This is a genomic window from Microbacterium meiriae (assembly GCF_040686935.1).
GTDB classification, from domain to species: domain Bacteria; phylum Actinomycetota; class Actinomycetes; order Actinomycetales; family Microbacteriaceae; genus Microbacterium; species Microbacterium meiriae.
The window spans coordinates 347,805-366,322 of sequence record NZ_JBFBMF010000002.1 but is presented as its reverse complement, the minus strand read 5'-3'; the positions used below and the strand labels follow the sequence as shown (position 1 = coordinate 366,322).

Below are 18,518 nucleotides of genomic sequence, written 5' to 3'. Positions count from 1 at the left end.
CTCAGACGGTCGCCCTCGTCGGGACATCGACGAGCACGGCACCCGGATTCATGATGCCGCGAGGGTCCAGCTCCCGCTTGACGGCGGTGAGGATCCGCACGCCGGTCTCACCGATCTCCTGCGCGAGCCAGGGGGCGTGATCACGACCCACGGCGTGATGATGGCTGATCGTCCCGCCGTTCGCGAGGATCGCGTCGTTCACCCTGCCCTTCACCTCGGCCCACGCGCCCAACGGTTCGCGTCGCAGTCCGGCGAGCACCGTGAAGTAGAGGGAGGCGCCCGTCGGATACACGTGCGAGACGTGGCACATGACGTACGAACGCGCGTCGACCGCGTCGAAGCCGTCCCGCAGCGCCGCCTCGACGGCCTCCTTCAGAGTGCGCAGGTTCGACCAGGTCGTCGCCGTCTCCAGCGTCTCGCAGAAGACCCCGGCGTCGAGCAGCGCATCGCGCAGGTAGGGTCCGTCGAATCGTCCCGCCGCCCACTCCTCCGCATCGCCGGTGCCCGCGGGACGACCGCCCGCCGCGGCGAGGATCGCTGCGGTCCGGTCGCGGCGCGCCGCGGCCTCGTCGCCCTCGAACACCGTCACGACGCTCGCTCCCTTCGCGAGGGCCTTCCCGATCCGGCCGACCTGGGCGAGGCTCACGGCAGTCTCGGCCTCGTCGGAGAGACGGATGACCGTGGGACCTGCCCCCTGCTGCACGACGCGGCGGAGCGCATCGGCACCGCCGGCGAAATCGGGGAAGGTCCACGACTCGAAGATCCGCACCGTCGGCACCGGGTGCACGCGGACCCGGACCTCGGTGATGACGCCGAAGATCCCCTCGGAGCCGAGGAAGAGGCGGAGGAGATCGGGGCCGGCCGCCGACCCCGGCGCGCGTCCGAGGTCGAGGTCTCCCGTCGGTGTCGCGACCCGGATCCCCGTCACCATCGTCTCGAACCGCCCGTTGCCCGCGGAGTTCTGTCCGGACGACCGTGCAGCCGCGAACCCTCCGATCGTGGCGTACCGGAAGCTCTGCGGGAAGTGACCCAACTCCAAGCCGTGTGCGGAGAGCTGCGCTTCGGCATCGGGTCCGGTCGTCCCCGCCGCAAGGGTCGCCTCGCCGCTCAGCGTGTCGAGGTGGAGCAGGCCGGAGAGCCGGCGCAGATCGAGGCTGAGCACGGCGCGATGCGGGCCGGGCTCCGGGTCCAGCGCCCCCACGACGCTCGTTCCCCCGCCGAAGGGGATCACGGCGAGCCCCCGCTCCCCCGCCACAGCGAGACACGCACGGACGGCGTCGTGGTCCGCGGGAGACACGACGGCATCGGGCGCATCCTGCTCGAGAGCCCGTCGACGCAGGAGATCGGGCGTGGAACGTCCTCCCGCATGCCGGAGCCGTCCCGCAGTCGAGACGTCGACCGCATCGGCGCCCACGGAATCTTCGAGTGCAGCGACATCGTCCGCCGTCAGCCGGGAGGGCCGGACGCGCACGTCCTCCAGCGCGGGCGGCTGCGGAGGGCGCCGCACGCGGCCCAACAGCAACGGCAGCAGCCCGCGGACGGCGAGCGGGAGGTCCTTCGCCCGACTCGGGTCGCCCCACCCGTTCCAGCGCATCTCGGGTCTGTCGGCTCCACTGCCGTTCCGCTGCTCCATGCGTTACAGTGTGACACATCATGGAAGAACGTCAATCTGCCACCCTTCCCTCGGGCTCCCTCGCCCCGGCGTGGGACGCCACGCAGCGGCGCGTGCTCGACGCGGCCGATGACCTGCTCGTCCGCGGCGGCGTGCACGGCGTGACGATCGCCGCCCTCGCACGGCGTTCCGGCCTCAGCCGGCCCACCATCTACCGGACGTGGCGGGATGCCGACGATGTCGTCCGTTCCGCGCTCCTGCGGCGGGTCGCCGACCTCCTCGACGGGTTCCCCGAGCGAGCCAACTCGCGAGACGCTCTCGTCGAGGACGTGCTGCGGTTCACCTCGCTGTTCCGCGCCGACCCGGTGTACGCCCATCTCCTCGACGAGGAGCCCGAAGCGTTCACCCGCTACACCCTGCACCGCGTGGGGTCCAGCCAGCGGCTCATCCTGCGGTGGTTGTCCGACGCTATCGCAGCCGGCCAGGCCGACGGATCGGTGCGCGGGGGCGCCCCCGGCGAGATCGCCGTCATGCTGCTCCTGATCGCCCAGTCCGCTGTGCTGTCGCACGCGACGGTGGCCGACCTCATCGACGAGCGGACCTGGGAGCGCGAGCTCCGCGCCGCGCTGGACGGTCACCTGCGGCCATGACCCCTGCCTCGACCGCCCTCCATGCGGGCCGCCGTCGACGCGAACTCGACGCCGCGGCCGACGACACCTGCGACCTCCTCGTCGTCGGCGGAGGGATCACCGGAACGGGCGTGGCCCTGGACGCCGCATCGCGCGGAGTCCGCGTGACCCTGATCGAGGCGGAGGACCTCGCGTTCGGGACGAGCCGGTTCAGCTCGAAACTCGTCCACGGCGGGCTGCGGTATCTCGCGACGGGGGACGTGGCGACGGCACGCGAGAGCGCACGCGAACGGCATCTGCTGATGACGGTGATCGCGCCCCACCTCATCCGTCCGCTCGGGCAGCTTCTCCCTTTCGCGCCCGGCGTCAGCGGCCGCCAGCGCGGGGCCGGAGCGGCGGGGATGGCCATGGGCGACCTCCTCCGCCTGCAAGCGCGCACGAGCGGGAAGGTGCTGCCGGGACCGCACGCCGTCGGGACGGCGAGGGCGCTGCGCCTGTTCCCCGCGCTCAACCCCTGGGGACTCCGAGGGGGCATGGTCACGTACGACGGCCAGCTGTCCGATGACGCCGCCCTCGTCGTGGCCGTCGCCCGGACGGCGGCCGGTCTCGGCGCGCGGATCCTGACCAGGGTGCGCGCCGAGCGGCTGCATGCCGACGGAACCACGGCGACGGACATGCTCACCGGGGAACGCATCGAGATCCGTGCACGGGCGGTCGTCAACGCCACCGGAGTCTGGGCGGCGACTCTGGACGACGGCCTCACGCTGCGCCCGAGCCGCGGCACCCACATCGTCCTCGGCGCCGCAGACCTCGGGCATCCGACCGCTGCGCTCACCATCCCGCTCGAAGGCTCCATCAGCCGCTACGTGTTCGCCCTGCCCCAGCGCGGTGGGCGTGTCATCGTCGGACTCACCGACGTGGATGCGCCCGGACCCATCCCCTCCGTCGCCGAGCCCACCGAGACCGAGATCGACTTCCTCCTGGAGACACTGAACCGCCTGCTCGCGGTGCCGTTGGCGCGGGACCGCGTCCGCGGGGCGTTCGCGGGGCTGCGTCCACTGGTCGACACCGGAGCGGCCGAGACGGCGGACGTCTCCCGCCGGCATCTCGTCCGCACCTCCGAGTCCGGGGTCGTCTCCGTGCTCGGCGGCAAGCTCACGACCTACCGACGCATGGCGGAGGACGCGGTGGATCTGGCGGTGCGACAGCGCGGCCTCCGGGTCGGGTCCAGCGGCACCGCGACCCTGCGGCTGATCGACGATCCCGCCCCGGACAACGGCTCGCAGGACGCCGTTGCGGACGGCATCGCCCTCTCCCGACCGGTCGTCGAGCACGCGGTCCGGTCGCAGGGCGCGCTCACCGCGGCCGACGTCCTCGACCGCCGTACGCGGATCGGGCTGGTCCCCGACGAACGCGCTAGAGCCCTCCCAGCGGTGGAACGGATCGTCGCCGAGACCCTCGCCGACTCACCCTGACCGCCGGAGGCCGGTCGCAGGGAGCCTCCGTCAGTGGCGCTCGTGCAGGGGGAGCTCGATCGCACCGGTCTCCCCGGCGTGGCGCGCCTTCGGGATGCGCGTACCGAGCACCTGCGCCACGACGTCCTGAGCGATCTTCGAGGCCGTGAGACCGGCATCGGCGAGGATCTGGTCGCGCGACGCGTGGTCGATGAACTCGTCGGGAAGACCCAGCTCGTCGACGGCCGTGTCGATGCCCGCCTCGCGGAGCACCTGCCGCACGCGCGTGCCGATGCCGCCCACGCGGATGCCGTCCTCCAGCGTGATCACCAGTCGATGCTGCGCAGCGAGCTCGACGACCGACGGCTGCACGGGGATCGCCCAGCGCGGGTCGATCACGGTGGCGCCGATGCCCTGGGCGCGCAGCCGATCGGCCACATCGACGGCCAGGGCGGCGAACGGGCCGATCGCCACGATGAGGACGTCTTCGCCCTCGCCCCGTGCGAGCACGTCCACGCCGTCCTCGAGGCGCTCGAGCGCCGGGAGGTCAGCGGAGACATCGCCCTTCGGGAAGCGGATGACAGTCGGGGCGTCCTCCACGGCGACCGCTTCGTCCAGTGCCTCGGTCAGCCGCGCGCCGTCGCGGGGGGCTGCGATGCGGATGTGCGGGACGATCTGCAGCATCGCCAGATCCCACATGCCGTGGTGACTCGGTCCGTCCGGGCCGGTGACGCCGGCGCGATCGAGCACGAACGTGACGCCCGCCCGGTGCAACGCGACGTCCATGAGTACCTGGTCGAACGCGCGCCCCATGAACGTGGCGTAGACGGCGACGACCGGGTGCAGCCCGCCGTACGCGAGTCCGGCGGCCGAGGCCACCGCGTGCTGCTCAGCGATGCCGACGTCGTAGACCCGGTCGGGGAAGCGCTCCGCGAAGGGGGCGAGGCCGGTGGGCCGGAGCATGGCGGCGGTGATGGCGATCACGTCCGAGCGTCGCTCCCCGACCTTCACGAGAGCGTCGGAGAAGACATCGGTCCACCCTCGGCCGCCTGAGGACAGGGTCTCCCCCGTCGTCGGGTCGATCTTGCCGACCGCGTGGAACTGGTCGGCCTCGTCGTCGCGGGCCGGCTGGTAGCCGCGACCCTTCTCGGTGATCGCGTGCACGATGACCGGTGCACCGTAGGACTTCGCGAGCTCCAGCGTCTCCAGCAGCGCCGGCAGATCGTGACCGTCGACCGGGCCGAGGTACTTGATGTCGAGGTTGGAGTACAGCGCCTCGTTGTTCGTGAACCGCGAGAGGAAGCCGTGCGTGCCGCCGCGCACGCCGCGGAACACTGCGCGTCCCACCGGCCCGAACGCACGGAAGAGGCGATCGGACTTGTGGTGGAGGTCCTTGTAGGCCGCGGCGGTGCGGACCCGGTTGAGGAAGCGCGACATGCCGCCGATGGTCGGCGCGTACGAGCGGCCGTTGTCGTTGACGACGATGACGAGGTTGCGGTCGTTGTCGTCGGAGATGTTGTTCAGCGCCTCCCATGTCATACCGCCGGTCAGCGCGCCGTCGCCGACGACCGCGACGACGTGTCGGTCCGCGCGGCCGGTGGCGGTGAGTGCCCGCGACACGCCGTCGGCCCAGCTCAGGGAGCTGGAGGCGTGAGACGACTCGACGACGTCGTGCGCGCTCTCCGCGCGCTGCGGGTAGCCGGCAAGCCCCTCCCGGACGCGCAGCTTCGAGAAGTCCTGGCGACCGGTGAGGATCTTGTGGACGTACGACTGATGGCCGGTGTCGAAGATGAAGGGGTCGTCCGGAGAGGAGAACACGCGGTGCAGGGCGATCGTCAGCTCCACCACGCCGAGGTTCGGCCCGAGGTGACCGCCCGTCTGCGAGACGTTCTCGACGAGGAACGCGCGGATCTCCGAGGCGAGTTCTTCCAGTTGCTCCGGAGAGAGCCGATCAAGATCGCGCGGTCCAGAGATGCTCGGAAGAATGGGCATCTGCGCCTCCTCACAGGCCTCGACGGAGCGTCCGAACGGGTGCGGACGTCTTCCCGATCCTACCGCTCGGAGCCGGGAATCCCCCGAGGGCGGGGGACCCTTGACACGCCGAAGGGGCCCGTGTCGGTGGACACGGGCCCCTTCATCGATGCGCCTCAGACGAGCGAGCGCAGCACGTACTGCAGGATGCCGCCGTTGCGGTAGTAGTCCGCCTCACCGGGGGTGTCGATGCGGACGACCGCGTCGAACTCGACCGGCTGCTTGCCCTCGGGCGAGTGCTCGCTCGGGGTGGCGGTGACCTTGACCGTCTTCGGGGTGACGCCGTTGTTGAGCTCCTCGAGCCCCGTGATCGAGACGATCTCGGTGCCGTCGAGACCCAGCGACTCCCAGCTCTCCCCCGCGGGGAACTGCAGCGGGACGACGCCCATGCCGATGAGGTTGGAGCGGTGGATGCGCTCGAAGCTCTCCGTGATCACGGCCTTGACGCCCAGGAGGCTCGTGCCCTTGGCCGCCCAGTCGCGCGACGAGCCGGAGCCGTACTCCTTGCCGCCGAACACGACGAGCGGGGTGCCCTGCTCGGCGTAGTTCATGCACGCGTCGTAGATGTACGACTGCGGGCCGTCGGGCTGGGTGAAGTCGCGGGTGTAACCGCCCTCGACGATCTGCCCGTCGTTCACGGCCGAGACCATGAGGTTCTTCAGGCGGATGTTCGCGAAGGTCCCGCGGATCATGACCTCGTGGTTGCCGCGACGCGAGCCGAAGGAGTTGAAGTCCTTGCGGTCGACGCCGTGCTCCGTGAGGTACTGGGCCGCGGGGGTGCCCGGCTTGATGTTTCCGGCCGGCGAGATGTGGTCGGTGGTGACCGAGTCGCCGAGCGTCGCCATGACCCGGGCACCTTCGATGTCCTTCACCGGGGTGAGCTCCATCGTCATGCCATCGAAGTACGGGGCCTTGCGCACGTAGGTCGAGTCCTCGTCCCACTGGAACGTGTCGTCGTCCGGCGTGGGCAGGTTGCGCCAGCGCTCGTCACCGTCGAACACGGTGGCGTACTGCTTGATGAACTGGTCGCGCGAGATCGACGAGTCGACGATCTCCTGCACCTCGTCCGGCGAGGGCCAGATGTCCTTGAGGAACACGTCGTTGCCGTCCGCGTCCGTGCCGAGCGCGTCCGTCTCGAAGTCGAAGTGCATCGAGCCGGCGAGGGCGTACGCGATGACCAGCGGCGGGCTCGCCAGGTAGTTCATCTTCACGTCCGGGCTGATGCGGCCCTCGAAGTTGCGGTTGCCCGAGAGGACGGCCGTCACGGCGAGGTCGTGCGAGTTGATCGCCTCGGAGACCTCTTCGATCAGCGGACCGGAGTTTCCGATGCAGATGGTGCAGCCGTAGCCGACCGTGTAGAAGCCGAGGCCCTCGAGGTCCTTGTCCAGGCCGGACTTCTCGTAGTAGTCCGTGACGACCTTCGACCCCGGGCCGAGCGTGGTCTTCACCCACGGCTTCTGCTTGAGGCCCTTCTCCCGCGCCTTGCGGGCGAGGAGACCGGCGGCGATCATGACCGACGGGTTGGACGTGTTGGTGCACGACGTGATGGCGGCCAGCGTGACGGCGCCGTTGTCGAGGGTGTACTGCTCGCCCTCGGGAGTCGTGACCGGCACGGGGTTCGACACGTTGGCCGGCGCACCGCTGCTGATGTGCACCGGACGCGTGGTCGGCTCCTCCTCCCCCGGGACCTGACCGGGGTCGGACGCCGGGAAGGAGTGCTTGGACTCGAGGTCGACGATGTCGTCGCTGGTCGAGGCCGTGGCGTAGTTCAGGATGTCCTGCTCGAACTGCGTCTTCGCCTCGGAGAGGAGGATGCGGTCCTGCGGGCGCTTCGGCCCGGCGATGGACGGGACGACCGTGCTCAGGTCGAGCTCCATGTACTCGCTGAAGACGGGCTCGTGAGAGGCGTCGTGCCAGAGCTTCTGCTCCTTGGCGTAGGCCTCGACGAGCGCGACGGCCTCGTCGCTGCGGCCGGTGAGACGCAGGTAGTCGAGGGTGACGTCGTCGATCGGGAAGATCGCGGCGGTCGAGCCGAACTCGGGCGACATGTTGCCGATCGTCGCGCGGTTCGCGAGCGGCACGGAGGCGACGCCCTCGCCGTAGAACTCGACGAACTTGCCGACGACGCCGTGCTTGCGCAGCATGTCGGTGATGGTGAGCACCACGTCGGTCGCCGTCACACCGGCGGGGATCTCACCGGAGAGCTTGAAGCCGACGACGCGCGGGATGAGCATCGACACGGGCTGGCCGAGCATCGCGGCCTCGGCCTCGATGCCGCCGACGCCCCAGCCGAGCACGCCCAGGCCGTTGACCATCGTGGTGTGCGAGTCGGTGCCGACACAGGTGTCGGGGTAGGCCTGGAGGACGCCGCCGTTGGTGCGGTCGTAGATGACCTTCGCGAGGTGCTCGATGTTCACCTGGTGGACGATGCCGGTGCCGGGGGGCACGACCTTGAAGTCCTGGAACGCGGTCTGGCCCCAGCGGAGGAACTGGTACCGCTCGCCGTTGCGCTCGTACTCGATCTCGACGTTGCGCTCGAGCGCGTTCTCGGTGCCGAACAGGTCGGCGATGACGGAGTGGTCGATGACCATCTCGGCCGGCGAGAGCGGGTTGATCTTGTTCGGGTCTCCCCCGAGCGCCGTCACGGCCTCGCGCATGGTGGCGAGGTCGACGATGCAGGGCACACCGGTGAAGTCCTGCATGACGACGCGCGCCGGCGTGAACTGGATCTCGGTGTTGGGCTCCGCGTTGGCGTCCCACGACCCGAGCGCCTCGATCTGCGCCTTCGTGACGTTCGCGCCGTCCTCGGTGCGAAGCAGGTTCTCCAGGAGGACCTTGAGGCTGAAGGGGAGCTTGTCGAAACCGGGCACCGTGTCGATGCGGAAGATCTCGTAGTCGGTGCTGCCGACCGTCAGGGTGCTCTTGGCACCGAAGCTGTTCACCGTGGACACGAATCCGTCTCCTTCTATTCGGATGGGAGCGACAGGCGCCTCCATCTTGCTCGCCGGTGCGGCCGCGCGGCTAGCAAGGGGGACCTAACCAGTCTGCTCCGCGCAGGTCACCGGCGAAAGCCCGTGATTCATCTTGATGTCGAGATAAATCTATCACGCCGCCGCGGGGTCGTCGTGCGACGACGCGCGGGGATAGAGCGCACGGACGACCAGCCAGGTCACGGCGATCAGCGGCGCGAACAACGGCAGTCCCATCACGAGCTTGAGGGTTCCGAGCGCCGTGACGTCGCCGGCCAGGTAGAGGGGGAACTGCACGATCAAACGCGCGAAGAACAGCGCGGCCCAGGCGATGCCCAGCCAGAAGAACGCCCGCCGCTTGCGACGATCCGCACGCCAGGCGGTGCCCTCCCCCATGAGGAAGCCGACGGCGAGTCCGATGACGGACCAGCCGATGAGAGCGGAGACGAGGATCGCCGAGCCGTATACCGCGTTCGTGATGAGGCCGGGGACGAAGTTGTCCTCGCCACGGCCTGTCCACAGGGCCAGCCCGGCGGCGGCCACGGCGGCGATCAGTCCGCCGAGGGCGGCCGACGGCGGCGACTTCTGCACCAGCCGGACGAGGGTGAACACGGCGGCCAGACCGACCGACACTCCGAGGGGCAGCAGCAGGGGTTCCGGCCGGAGGGTGAACAGGATCACGAACGCGAGGCTCGGCAGCACCGACTCCAGGATCCCGCGCCAGCCGCCCATGGCCGACCAGACGACCTTGTGCGTCTGCGCGTTCTCGGACGGATCGAGCCCAGCCTTGCGCGCCGCACCGCCGAGGGCTGCTCCGAGGATCTCCGACGCGCTCTGCGTGCGCGGCTCCTCGGGGTCCGGCGTGGTCACGCGGAGCCCGGCGTCGCCGGCATCTTCAGCGGGATGAGGTCGCGCGGCGGCATGGGCGCTCCCCCGCGCACGACGACGATCGAGCGGAACAGGTCCTCGACCTTCGCCGCGGCCTCGGGGTCGGACGCCGCCGCGCCGCCGATCACGCCGCGCAGGAACCAACGGGGACCGTCGATGCCGATGAAGCGCGCGAGACGCAGGCCGGAGCCCTCGCTGGCCGTCGCGGGGACCTCGGCGAGGAGCTCCTTGCCGAGCGGTCCTTCCCGCTCCTCGACGCGGCCGCCCTGCGCCTTGACCTGGTCGCGCAGCTGGACCCGCGTCTCATCCCAGAGACCGCCGCTGCGCGGAGCCGCGAACGGCTGCACCTGGAGAGAGGACTCGGCGTAGTCGAGCCCGACCGCCACGATGCGCTTGCTCTGCTCCTCCACCTCGAGCCGCAGGTTCAGGCCCTCGCGCGGCAGGATCTTGATCCCGCCGAGGTCGATGTAGGGGCGGACGGGGTTCGCCTCGGAGTCGTCGAACGGGCCCTCGGTGGCGCGGTTCTCCGGCGCCGACTTGGAGGGGGTGTCGTTGCTGTCGGTCATTTCGCCTGTCCTGCTTCGTTCTCGGGGGTCTGTGCCTGATAGCCGGTCGATCCGAACCCGCCGGCGCCGCGAACGCTGTCCGGCAGCTCGTCCACCGGAAGGAACCGGGCCCGAGTGACGGGCATCACGATGAGCTGCGCGATGCGATCGCCGACGGCGACATCGTACGCGCTGCGGATGTCCGTGTTGATCAGGCTCACCTTGATCTCTCCCCGGTAGCCGGCGTCGACGGTGCCGGGCGAGTTCACGATCGAGATGCCGTGCTTCGCCGCGAGACCGCTGCGGGGCACCACGAAGGCCGCATAGCCGTCGGGCAGCGCGATGCGCACGCCCGTGGGCACGAGAGCCCGCTCCCCCGGCTCCAACCGCACGGCCTCGGCGGCGACGAGATCGGCTCCGGCGTCGCCCGGATGTGCATAGCCGGGGACCACTGCGGCGATAATGGGGACATCAACGGAATCGGTCACCCCATGAGGCTAATGCAGAACCCCGCAACGGACGCACGTCCCCGCTACCACGAACGACTGGCCCCCAGCCTGTGGCTGCTGGTCACGATCGCCCTGGCGGGACCGATGGTGTCCCTGATCTTCGTGCCGGTCGGCTCGACCTTCGCGCTGCTCCTCGGAGCGGCGGTCTCGGCGCTCCTCGTGGTGGCGGCCCTCGCCCTCGCTCCGGTGGTGTCGGTGCAGGACGGCGTCCTCCGAGCCGGACGCGCCCACATCGACGTGCGCTATCTCGGCGAGCCGACGGCACTGACCGGCGAGGAGGCGCGCAGCGCCAGAGGACCCGAGCTCCCGGCTCGCGGGTGGCACCTCATCCGCGGCGGCATCGACGGAGTCGTCGTGGTGCCGAACACCGATGAGGCCGACCCCGTCGTGGCCTGGACGATCTCGACCCGCACCCCCGACCGCCTCGCCGCAGCCATCCGCGCCGCACAGGACTGACCGCCCCCGCAGACGACAGCGCGCCCCTGACCGGGATGGTCGGGGGCGCGTGGGGCGTCGCTCGGAGGGCTGCTCAGGCAGCGCACTCCTTGCAGATGGGGCCGTCGGGTCCCTCGTGGTCGAGCTGCGAGCGGTGCTTCACGAGGAAGCAGCTCATGCAGGTGAACTCGTCCTGCTGCGCGGGCAGCACGACGACATCCAGCTCGAGGTCGGAGAGGTCCGCGCCAGGGAGGTCGAAGCTCGACGGGTTGTCGGAGTCCTCGTCTCCGGTCGTGCCGGACAGCTTGTCCGGCACACGCTCCTTGAGGGCTTCGATCGACTCGGAGTCGTCTTCACTCTTTCGGGGAGCGTCGTAATCGGTTGCCATGCGGTGAATCTCCACTTTCATGGTGCGAGTGGGCGGGTGCGCCGTCGGGTAATCGGCGGCCATAGTTTGCATGACCGGCGGGCGTTTCGCAAATGCCCTCCCATGCGACAGGGCAAACTCACGGCACGCCCGCCGTATTCCCTGTCCCGGCCCGTCCGGCGTGACACCATGAACGCACACCCATCAGAGGGGCATTCGCATGGAAAACGTCACCATCGTCGGCACAGAAGCAGGAGTGCTCGTCCTCGCGACCGAGGCGGGCGAGCGGTTCGCGCTGCCCATCGACGCGGTGCTGCAGCGGGAGATCCGCCGCGCGACCCGCCAGGCCGAGCCGGCCGCACAGAAACTCGCCGCGAGCCCGCGGGATATCCAGGCGCAGATCCGCGCCGGTCTCACCGCCGCGGAGGTCGCCGAGCTGCTCGGGATCAGCGTCGACGACGTCGCCCGGTTCGAGGGCCCCGTCCTCGCCGAGCGCGAGCACGTCATCGGCCAGGCCCTCGCCGTGCCCGTCCTCATCGGCAGCGAGGTCGAGCCGGACGCGCAGCCCACCTTCGGAGCTGCGGTCCGCGCCAAGCTCGCCGAGGTGTCCGCATCGTCCGAGCGCTGGGCCAGCTGGAAGGAGGAGTCCGGCTGGATCATCAAGCTCGAGTTCTCCGCCAACGACGTCGAGCACGACGCGCGCTGGAGCTTCGACCCGCGACGCAGCGCCCTCTCGCCCCTGAACGCCGATGCCACGCAACTCTCCCGCCAGGGTTCACTCCCGGAGGGACTCATCCCCCGCCTGCGCGCGGTGGAGGCCGACCGTGTCGCCTCGCCCTATAAGGACGACAGCCGTTTCGATTCGGGTGCCTTCGGTCCCCGCCTCGTGCCGACGCCCGCCGCGGAGGCGGAGGAGCCGGCGCAGCCCGAGCGTTCGGCACCGGCGGTCCAGGACGCGGCGATCAACCGCGCTCCCGACTCCGCCTCGACGAGCCCGGAGACCGCGGACCTCCTCGAGGCCCTGCGTCGTCGCCGCGGACAGCGGGAGCCGTCGCCGATCGAGCACGAGGTCGAGGAGATCCAGGAGGATTCCGACCCGATCGCCCTGTTCGCCGCGCTCGAGGAGCCGGACGACGAGCCCGAGGCTCCGGAACCCGCACCGCGTCAGCCCGGGTCGGGCGACAGCGAGGGCAGCGGACGCCGACGGCGCCGCAACGCGATGCCGTCGTGGGACGAGATCGTCTTCGGAGCGCGCACCGACGAGTAATCGTTCCGGCGCCCCGTCAGGAGGCGAAGGCCCCGAACCGCAGGAACGGTACCCGGGTCTCGTCCGGCGTGAGCGCTCCGTGCTGTCCCACCATCCCTCGGTTGCGCTGGTCCTCGGCGGTGCCGTCGTAGAGCGCGCGCACTCCGGTGGCGATGACCAGCACGTCGCCGATGCGATCGAGGACCTCATCGCACACGACCGGACCGAAGAGGCCCGCCCGCACCGCCTCCTCTCGGGTGACGACATCGGCCGCGCCCTCGAGATCGCTGCGCAGACGCGTCGTCACCAGCGCCGCATCGGCGTCCGGCTCGCGGTAGAGGTGCAGCATGCGGGGTTCCCCACCGACATGACGGATGCCCCCGAGATGGTGCTCCTCGAGCACCACCTGCCGGTGGAACGGGACGTCGACCATGCCGTGGTCCGAGGTCACGACCACGCCGACCCGCGGAGGGACGCGAAGCGACAGCGCGCCGTCGATCCGCTCCAGCGCCGCCACCCACTCGGCAGAGGCGACACCGTGCTTGTGCCCCGCCTTGTCGACCTCGGGGAGGTAGCAGTAGACGAGCGATCCCGGATGCTCCTCGGCCAGCGTGTACGCGACCTCGACGCGTTCCTCCGGCGTCGCAGCGGGCACGAACGTCGCCCCCCTCAGCGTGGCGCGGGTGAAGCCGCTGTGCGCGTAGGTCGCGAGTCCGACCGCGAAGGTCTCCCGCCCGGCGACTGCCGCGCGCTCGAAGACGGTGGGCGCCGCCTGCCAGGTGAGCGGGTCGAGGCCGTCCGTCTCCCACCCGCTGAGCTGGTTCACGAGGACATCCCGTTTCGGGTCCCTGACCCGGTACCCGACGAGGCCGTGTTCTCCCGGCCACACGCCGGTGGTGAGGCTCGTCAGCGCGGCGGCCGTCGTCGTAGGGAAGACCGTCTGCGCGACGTCCTTCTTCGTCATCGCTGCGGTCAGCGACCGCGCGTGACCGGCATGCCCGCGGAGGCTGATCGCACCGAGGCCGTCGATCACGACCAGCACCACCGCGTCGGCGCGGGCCAGCGTGGCGGATTCGCCGCGGAGAGCGGCGCACAGGTCGTCCGCCACCCCGACGACGCTCCGGGCGCCCGGCGGCGCGGACGGTAGCATGAAGGACATCCGAGCCAGTCTGACACAGGCTCCCGTACGCCCTCAGGAAGTCCATGCCGAAAACCCCGCCGCCCGAGCCTGTCGAGGAACGCATCCAGGACATCGATCTCTCCCACGAGATGCAGGGCTCCTTCCTCGAGTACGCGTATTCCGTCATCTACTCGCGTGCGCTCCCCGATGCCAGAGACGGCCTGAAGCCGGTGCAGCGCCGCATCCTCTTCCAGATGGCGGAGATGGGATTGCGACCGGACCGCGGCCACGTCAAGAGCGCCCGCGTCGTGGGCGAGGTCATGGGGAAGCTGCATCCGCACGGCGACTCCGCGATCTACGATGCCCTCGTCCGCCTCGCCCAGGAGTGGGCGCTGCGGGTGCCGCTCGTCGACGGTCACGGCAACTTCGGATCCCTGGACGACGGTCCGGCTGCCGCGCGATACACGGAGGCGCGCCTCGCCGCCCCCGCGCTGTCGCTCACCGAGAACCTCGACGAGGACGTCGTCGACTTCATCCCGAACTACGACGGACAGTTCCAGCAGCCCGCAGTGCTGCCTGCGGCCTTCCCGAACCTGCTCGTCAACGGCGCCAGCGGCATCGCCGTGGGCATGGCGACCAACATGGCGCCGCACAACCTCATCGAGGTCGTCGCCGCGGCGACCCACCTCCTCGAGCACCCGGACGCCACCACCGAGGACCTCATGGAGTATGTCCCCGGCCCCGACTTCCCGTCGGGCGGGATCCTCATGGGACTCGACGGCGTCAAGGACGCCTACACGACCGGGCGCGGCGCCCTCAAGGTCCGCGGACGCACGTCGATCGAGCCGCTGGGTCCCCGACGTACGGGCATCATCGTCTCCGAGCTCCCGTACATGGTCGGCCCGGAGCGTCTGATCGAGAAGATCCGCGACGCGGTGCAGGCGAAGAAGCTCCAGGGCATCAGCGACGTCACCGACCTCACCGACCGCAACCATGGCCTCCGCGTCGCCATCGGCATCAAGACCGGATTCGACCCCAACGCCGTCCTGGAGCAGCTCTACCGGCTCACGCCGCTGGAGGATTCCTTCAGCATAAACAACGTCGCGCTCGTCGACGGCCAGCCCCGAACGCTCGGCCTCAAGGAGATGCTCAGCGTCTACGTCGGCCACCGCATCGAGGTCATCACGCGCCGCAGCCGGTACCGTCTCGCCCGTCGGGAGGAGCGCCTGCACCTGGTGGAGGGGCTGCTCATCGCGATCCTCGACATCGACGAGGTCATCCAGGTCATCCGGTCGTCCGACGACACCGAGCAGGCCCGCACCCGGCTCCGGTCCGTGTTCGACCTCAGCGAGCCGCAGGCCGAGTACATCCTCGAGCTGCGGCTGCGCCGCCTGACGAAGTTCTCGCGCATCGAGCTCGAGGCGGAGCGGGACGCCCTCCTCGCGGAGATCGCATCGCTGCGGGAGCTGCTCGCCAGCCCGGCGCTGCTGCGTGCCGCCGTCGCCCAGGAGCTGGACGCCGTGGCCGAGGCCTACGGGACGCCGCGCCGCACCCTGCTGATGAACGCGGCCCCGCCGAAGCCCCGCGCGACGAAGGGCGCGGTGGATCTGCAGATCGCCGACGCTCCGACCACCGTGGTCCTCTCGACGACGGGGCGCGCCGTGCGCGTGGACCTCGGCGAAGGGCAGGAGCTCACCGCCCCTGCCCGGCGGAGCAAACACGACGCCATCCTCGCGACCGTCGAGACGACGGTTCGCGGTGAGGTCGGTGCGCTCACGAGCACGGGACGCGTCGTCCGCTTCTCCCCCGTCGATCTGCCCTCGGTGCCCGGCACCTCCGTACAGCTCGCCGCGGGGACTCCGCTGCGCGACTACCTGGGGGTCACGACCAAGGGCGAGCGCATCGTCGGGTTCATCCGATTCGACAGCGACACCCCGGTCGCCCTCGGCACCGCGCAGGGCATCGTCAAGCGGATCGTGCCGTCGACCCTGCCGGTGCGCCCGGACCTGGAGGTCATCGGCCTCAAGAGCGGAGACTCGGTCGTCGGCGCGGCCGACGCGGCGGACGACGCCGACCTCGTGTTCCTGACGACCGACGCCCAGCTTCTGCGGTTCTCGGCCTCGGCGGTCCGCCCGCAAGGAGCACCCGCCGGCGGCATGGCGGGCATCAAGCTCGGCTCCGGCGCCGCGGTCCTCTTCTTCGGTGCCGTCAGCCCGGACACCGACGCTGTCGTCGCCACGGTCTCCGGCGCGGAGAGCATCCTGCCCGGCACCGATCCGGGCCGCGCGAAGGTCTCGGCGTTCACCGAGTACCCGTCCAAGGGCCGCGCGACCGGTGGCGTCCGCGCCCACGCCTTCCTGAAGGGCGAGGACCGCCTCACGGTCGCCTGGGTCGGCCCCCGCCCGGCTCTGGCCGTAGACCCCACCGGCGCGGTGCGCAAGCTCCCCGAGCCCGGAGCGCGCCGCGATGCATCCGGCCAGCCGATCGACGGCGTCATCGGCAGCATCGGCCGGACCCTCGTCTGACCCGTCCGCCAAGAAAGGGGACCCGGCCTCGCCGGGTCCCCTTCTTCGTCCCCGCCACCCTCAGGCGTCGATGGCTTCGCGCGAGAGCTGGTCCGCGGAGTCGATGATGAACTCCCGCCGCGGGGCGACCTCGTTGCCCATGAGCAGCTCGAAGACGCGGCCCGCGGCCTCGGCATCCTCCATCCGTACCCGGCGGAGCAGGCGACCGGAACGGTCCATCGTCGTGTTCGCGAGCTGCTCCGCGTCCATCTCCCCGAGACCCTTGTACCGCTGGATCGGCTCGTGCCAGCGCTTGCCGGCCTTGCGGAGCTTGGCGAGCAGGGCGTGCAGCTCCTGCTCGCTGTAGGTGTAGATGGTCTCGTTCGGCTTCGAGCCCGGGTTGATGACGATGATCCGGTGCAGCGGCGGCACGGCGGCGAACACGCGTCCATGCTCGATGAGCGGCCGCATGTAGCGGAAGAACAGCGTGAGCAGGAGCGTGCGGATGTGCGCTCCGTCGACATCGGCGTCGCTCATGAGGATGATCTTCCCGTAGCGCGCCGCGTCGATGTCGAAGGTCCGCCCGGAGCCCGCGCCGATCACCTGGATGATGGACGCACACTCGGCGTTGGACAGCATGTCGCCGACCGACGCCTTCTGCACGTTGAGGATCTTCCCGCGGATGGGCAGCAGCGCCTGGAACTCGCTGTTGCGGGCGTTCTTGGCCGTGCCGAGGGCCGAGTCGCCCTCGACGATGAAGAGCTCGCTGCGCTCCACGTCGTTCGTCCGGCAGTCGACGAGCTTGGTCGGCAGGGTGGACGATTCGAGCGCGTTCTTGCGGCGCTGCGTCTCCTTGTGGGCGCGTGCGGACACACGCGCCTTCATCTCGGAGACGATCTTGTCGAGCAGCTGCGTGGCCTGGCTCTTGTCGTCGCGCTTGGTGGAGGTGAAACGCTGCTGGAGGTCCTTGCGCATCACCTGCGCGACGATCTGGCGGACCGCGGGCGTGCCGAGCACCTCCTTCGTCTGACCCTCGAACTGCGGCTCCGGCACGTTGACCGTGAGGACGGCGGTGAGGCCGGCGAGGACGTCGTCCTTCTCGAGCTTGTCGTTGCCGACCTTGAGCCGACGCGCGTTCTGCTCGACCTGGCTGCGGAGCACCTTCAGCAGCTCCTGCTCGAAGCCCTGCTGATGCGTGCCGCCCTTCGGCGTGGAGATGATGTTCACGAAGGAGCGGATGCGGGTGTCATAGCCGGTGCCCCAGCGCAGGGCGATGTCGACGGCACATACGCGCTCGACCTCGGTCGCCACCATGTGGCCGTCAGGCTGCAGGACCGGGACGGTCTCGGTGAACGTGCCCTCTCCCTGGATGCGCCAGGTGTCGGTCACCGGCGGGTCGACCGCCAGGTACTCCACGAACTCGGAGATGCCGCCCTCGTAGAGGTACGAGGTCTCCACGGGGCCGGCCGGGGTGCCGTCCTCCCCCACCACTGCGCTCGAGGCGCGCTCGTCGCGGACCACGATCTCGAGGCCGGGGACCAGGAAGGCGGTCTGCCGCGCGCGGGTCTCGAGCTCGGCGAGCTGGAAGGCGGCGTCCTTGGTGAAGATCTGACGGTCGGCCCAGTAGCGCACACGCGTACCGGTGACCCCGCGCGGCGCCTTGCCGACGACGCGCAGCTCACTGTTCTCCTCGAACGGGGTGAAGGGCGCATCGGGCCGCTTCTCCCCCGAGTCCTGGAAGATGCCGGGCTCGCCGCGGTGGAAGGACATCGCGTAGGTCTTGCCGCCGCGGTCGACCTCGACGTCGAGGCGCTCGGAGAGCGCGTTCACCACCGAGGCGCCGACGCCGTGGAGACCGCCCGACGCCGCGTAGGAGCCGCCGCCGAACTTCCCTCCGGCGTGCAGCTTGGTGTAGACGACCTCGACGCCGGTCAGACCGGTCCGGGGCTCCACGTCGACGGGGATGCCGCGACCGCGGTCGTGCACCTCGACGCTGCCGTCATCGTGGAGGATGACGTCGATGCGGGAGCCGTTGCCGGCGACCGCCTCGTCGACGGAGTTGTCGATGATCTCCCAGAGGCAGTGCATGAGCCCGGGCGAACCGTTCGAGCCGATGTACATGCCGGGGCGCTTGCGGACCGCTTCGAGTCCTTCGAGCACCTGGAGATGATGGGCGGAGTACTCGGCATTCACAATCTCCGAGTCTATT

14 protein-coding genes are annotated in these 18,518 nt (G+C 70.3%); 5 read left to right on the top strand and 9 right to left on the bottom strand.

The window, feature by feature from the left end; translation table 11 throughout:
- Position 1 precedes the first annotated feature (1 nt).
- Entirely contained in the window at positions 2 to 1,633 is a 1,632-nt protein-coding gene (locus AB0P08_RS07115) for an FAD-binding oxidoreductase (RefSeq protein WP_363589018.1), read from the bottom strand.
- A 20-nt stretch (positions 1,634 to 1,653) separates the two neighbouring features.
- Here AB0P08_RS07115 and AB0P08_RS07110 point away from each other — a divergent pair, with 20 nt between their 5' ends.
- Both AB0P08_RS07110 and AB0P08_RS07105 read left to right on the top strand, forming a co-directional pair.
- A complete protein-coding gene (locus tag AB0P08_RS07110; RefSeq protein ID WP_363589016.1) occupies positions 1,654 to 2,262 on the top strand; it encodes a TetR/AcrR family transcriptional regulator in 609 nt (202 codons plus the stop codon).
- Positions 2,259 to 3,716, top strand: a complete 1,458-nt coding sequence (locus AB0P08_RS07105; RefSeq protein WP_363589014.1) for a glycerol-3-phosphate dehydrogenase/oxidase — start codon at positions 2,259 to 2,261, stop codon at positions 3,714 to 3,716. The genes AB0P08_RS07110 and AB0P08_RS07105 overlap by 4 nt, the downstream gene beginning before the upstream one ends.
- 30 nt (positions 3,717 to 3,746) lie before the next feature.
- Here AB0P08_RS07105 and dxs read toward each other — a convergent pair whose 3' ends face one another.
- From dxs to dut, 5 genes are all read right to left on the bottom strand, one after another.
- Entirely contained in the window at positions 3,747 to 5,687 is a 1,941-nt protein-coding gene (gene dxs, locus AB0P08_RS07100) for a 1-deoxy-D-xylulose-5-phosphate synthase (RefSeq protein WP_363589012.1), read from the bottom strand.
- A gap of 155 nt (positions 5,688 to 5,842) precedes the next feature.
- On the bottom strand, positions 5,843 to 8,722 hold the full coding sequence (locus AB0P08_RS07095) for an aconitate hydratase (RefSeq protein ID WP_363589011.1): 2,880 nt from the start codon (positions 8,720 to 8,722) through the stop codon (positions 5,843 to 5,845).
- 108 nt (positions 8,723 to 8,830) lie between these two features.
- Positions 8,831 to 9,565: a DUF3159 domain-containing protein gene (locus AB0P08_RS07090; protein ID WP_268776263.1), complete on the bottom strand. Its 735-nt coding sequence runs from the start codon at positions 9,563 to 9,565 to the stop codon at positions 8,831 to 8,833.
- Complete coding sequence (locus tag AB0P08_RS07085; RefSeq protein WP_060921813.1) at positions 9,562 to 10,149, bottom strand: DUF3710 domain-containing protein; 588 nt, start codon at positions 10,147 to 10,149, stop codon at positions 9,562 to 9,564. The genes AB0P08_RS07090 and AB0P08_RS07085 overlap by 4 nt, the downstream gene beginning before the upstream one ends.
- Complete coding sequence (dut, locus tag AB0P08_RS07080) at positions 10,146 to 10,616, bottom strand: dUTP diphosphatase (protein ID WP_363589009.1); 471 nt, start codon at positions 10,614 to 10,616, stop codon at positions 10,146 to 10,148. The genes AB0P08_RS07085 and dut overlap by 4 nt, the downstream gene beginning before the upstream one ends.
- A gap of 12 nt (positions 10,617 to 10,628) precedes the next feature.
- On the opposite strand from dut, the gene AB0P08_RS07075 reads away from it, so the two are divergent.
- Complete coding sequence (locus tag AB0P08_RS07075; protein ID WP_363589007.1) at positions 10,629 to 11,093, top strand: DUF3093 domain-containing protein; 465 nt, start codon at positions 10,629 to 10,631, stop codon at positions 11,091 to 11,093.
- Positions 11,094 to 11,166: 73 nt separating this feature from the next.
- Here the strand turns inward: AB0P08_RS07075 and AB0P08_RS07070 are convergent, their stop codons facing one another.
- Entirely contained in the window at positions 11,167 to 11,460 is a 294-nt protein-coding gene (locus AB0P08_RS07070) for a DUF4193 domain-containing protein (protein WP_060921810.1), read from the bottom strand.
- 199 nt (positions 11,461 to 11,659) lie between these two features.
- On the opposite strand from AB0P08_RS07070, the gene sepH reads away from it, so the two are divergent.
- Positions 11,660 to 12,706, top strand: coding sequence for a septation protein SepH (gene sepH, locus AB0P08_RS07065; RefSeq protein WP_363589005.1), 1,047 nt, complete (start codon positions 11,660 to 11,662; stop codon positions 12,704 to 12,706).
- A 16-nt stretch (positions 12,707 to 12,722) separates the two neighbouring features.
- Here the strand turns inward: sepH and AB0P08_RS07060 are convergent, their stop codons facing one another.
- Positions 12,723 to 13,844, bottom strand: coding sequence for an alkaline phosphatase family protein (locus AB0P08_RS07060; protein WP_363589003.1), 1,122 nt, complete (start codon positions 13,842 to 13,844; stop codon positions 12,723 to 12,725).
- Between the two features lie 44 nt (positions 13,845 to 13,888).
- Here AB0P08_RS07060 and AB0P08_RS07055 point away from each other — a divergent pair, with 44 nt between their 5' ends.
- Positions 13,889 to 16,330 carry a DNA gyrase/topoisomerase IV subunit A gene (locus AB0P08_RS07055; protein WP_292794111.1) on the top strand — a complete coding sequence of 814 codons (2,442 nt, stop codon included), beginning with the start codon at positions 13,889 to 13,891 and terminating at the stop codon, positions 16,328 to 16,330.
- Between the two features lie 60 nt (positions 16,331 to 16,390).
- Here the strand turns inward: AB0P08_RS07055 and AB0P08_RS07050 are convergent, their stop codons facing one another.
- The gene (locus AB0P08_RS07050) at positions 16,391 to 18,502 is read right to left on the bottom strand and encodes a DNA gyrase/topoisomerase IV subunit B (RefSeq protein ID WP_396667006.1); all 2,112 of its coding nucleotides are present in this window, start codon (positions 18,500 to 18,502) and stop codon (positions 16,391 to 16,393) included.
- Positions 18,503 to 18,518 lie beyond the last annotated feature (16 nt).

Excerpts from the sequence above, each read along its gene's own strand:
- AB0P08_RS07115 (WP_363589018.1), bottom strand. The coding sequence starts at position 1,633 with ATGGAGCAGCGGAACGGCAGTGGAGCCGACAGACCCGAGATGCGCTGG.
- AB0P08_RS07110 (WP_363589016.1), top strand. The coding sequence starts at position 1,654 with ATGGAAGAACGTCAATCTGCCACCCTTCCCTCGGGCTCCCTCGCCCCG.
- AB0P08_RS07105 (WP_363589014.1), top strand. The coding sequence starts at position 2,259 with ATGACCCCTGCCTCGACCGCCCTCCATGCGGGCCGCCGTCGACGCGAA.
- dxs (WP_363589012.1), bottom strand. The coding sequence starts at position 5,687 with ATGCCCATTCTTCCGAGCATCTCTGGACCGCGCGATCTTGATCGGCTC.
- AB0P08_RS07095 (WP_363589011.1), bottom strand. The coding sequence starts at position 8,722 with ATGGAGGCGCCTGTCGCTCCCATCCGAATAGAAGGAGACGGATTCGTG.
- AB0P08_RS07085 (WP_060921813.1), bottom strand. The coding sequence starts at position 10,149 with ATGACCGACAGCAACGACACCCCCTCCAAGTCGGCGCCGGAGAACCGC.
- AB0P08_RS07075 (WP_363589007.1), top strand. The coding sequence starts at position 10,629 with ATGCAGAACCCCGCAACGGACGCACGTCCCCGCTACCACGAACGACTG.
- AB0P08_RS07070 (WP_060921810.1), bottom strand. The coding sequence starts at position 11,460 with ATGGCAACCGATTACGACGCTCCCCGAAAGAGTGAAGACGACTCCGAG.
- sepH (WP_363589005.1), top strand. The coding sequence starts at position 11,660 with ATGGAAAACGTCACCATCGTCGGCACAGAAGCAGGAGTGCTCGTCCTC.
- AB0P08_RS07060 (WP_363589003.1), bottom strand. The coding sequence starts at position 13,844 with ATGTCCTTCATGCTACCGTCCGCGCCGCCGGGCGCCCGGAGCGTCGTC.
- AB0P08_RS07055 (WP_292794111.1), top strand. The coding sequence starts at position 13,889 with ATGCCGAAAACCCCGCCGCCCGAGCCTGTCGAGGAACGCATCCAGGAC.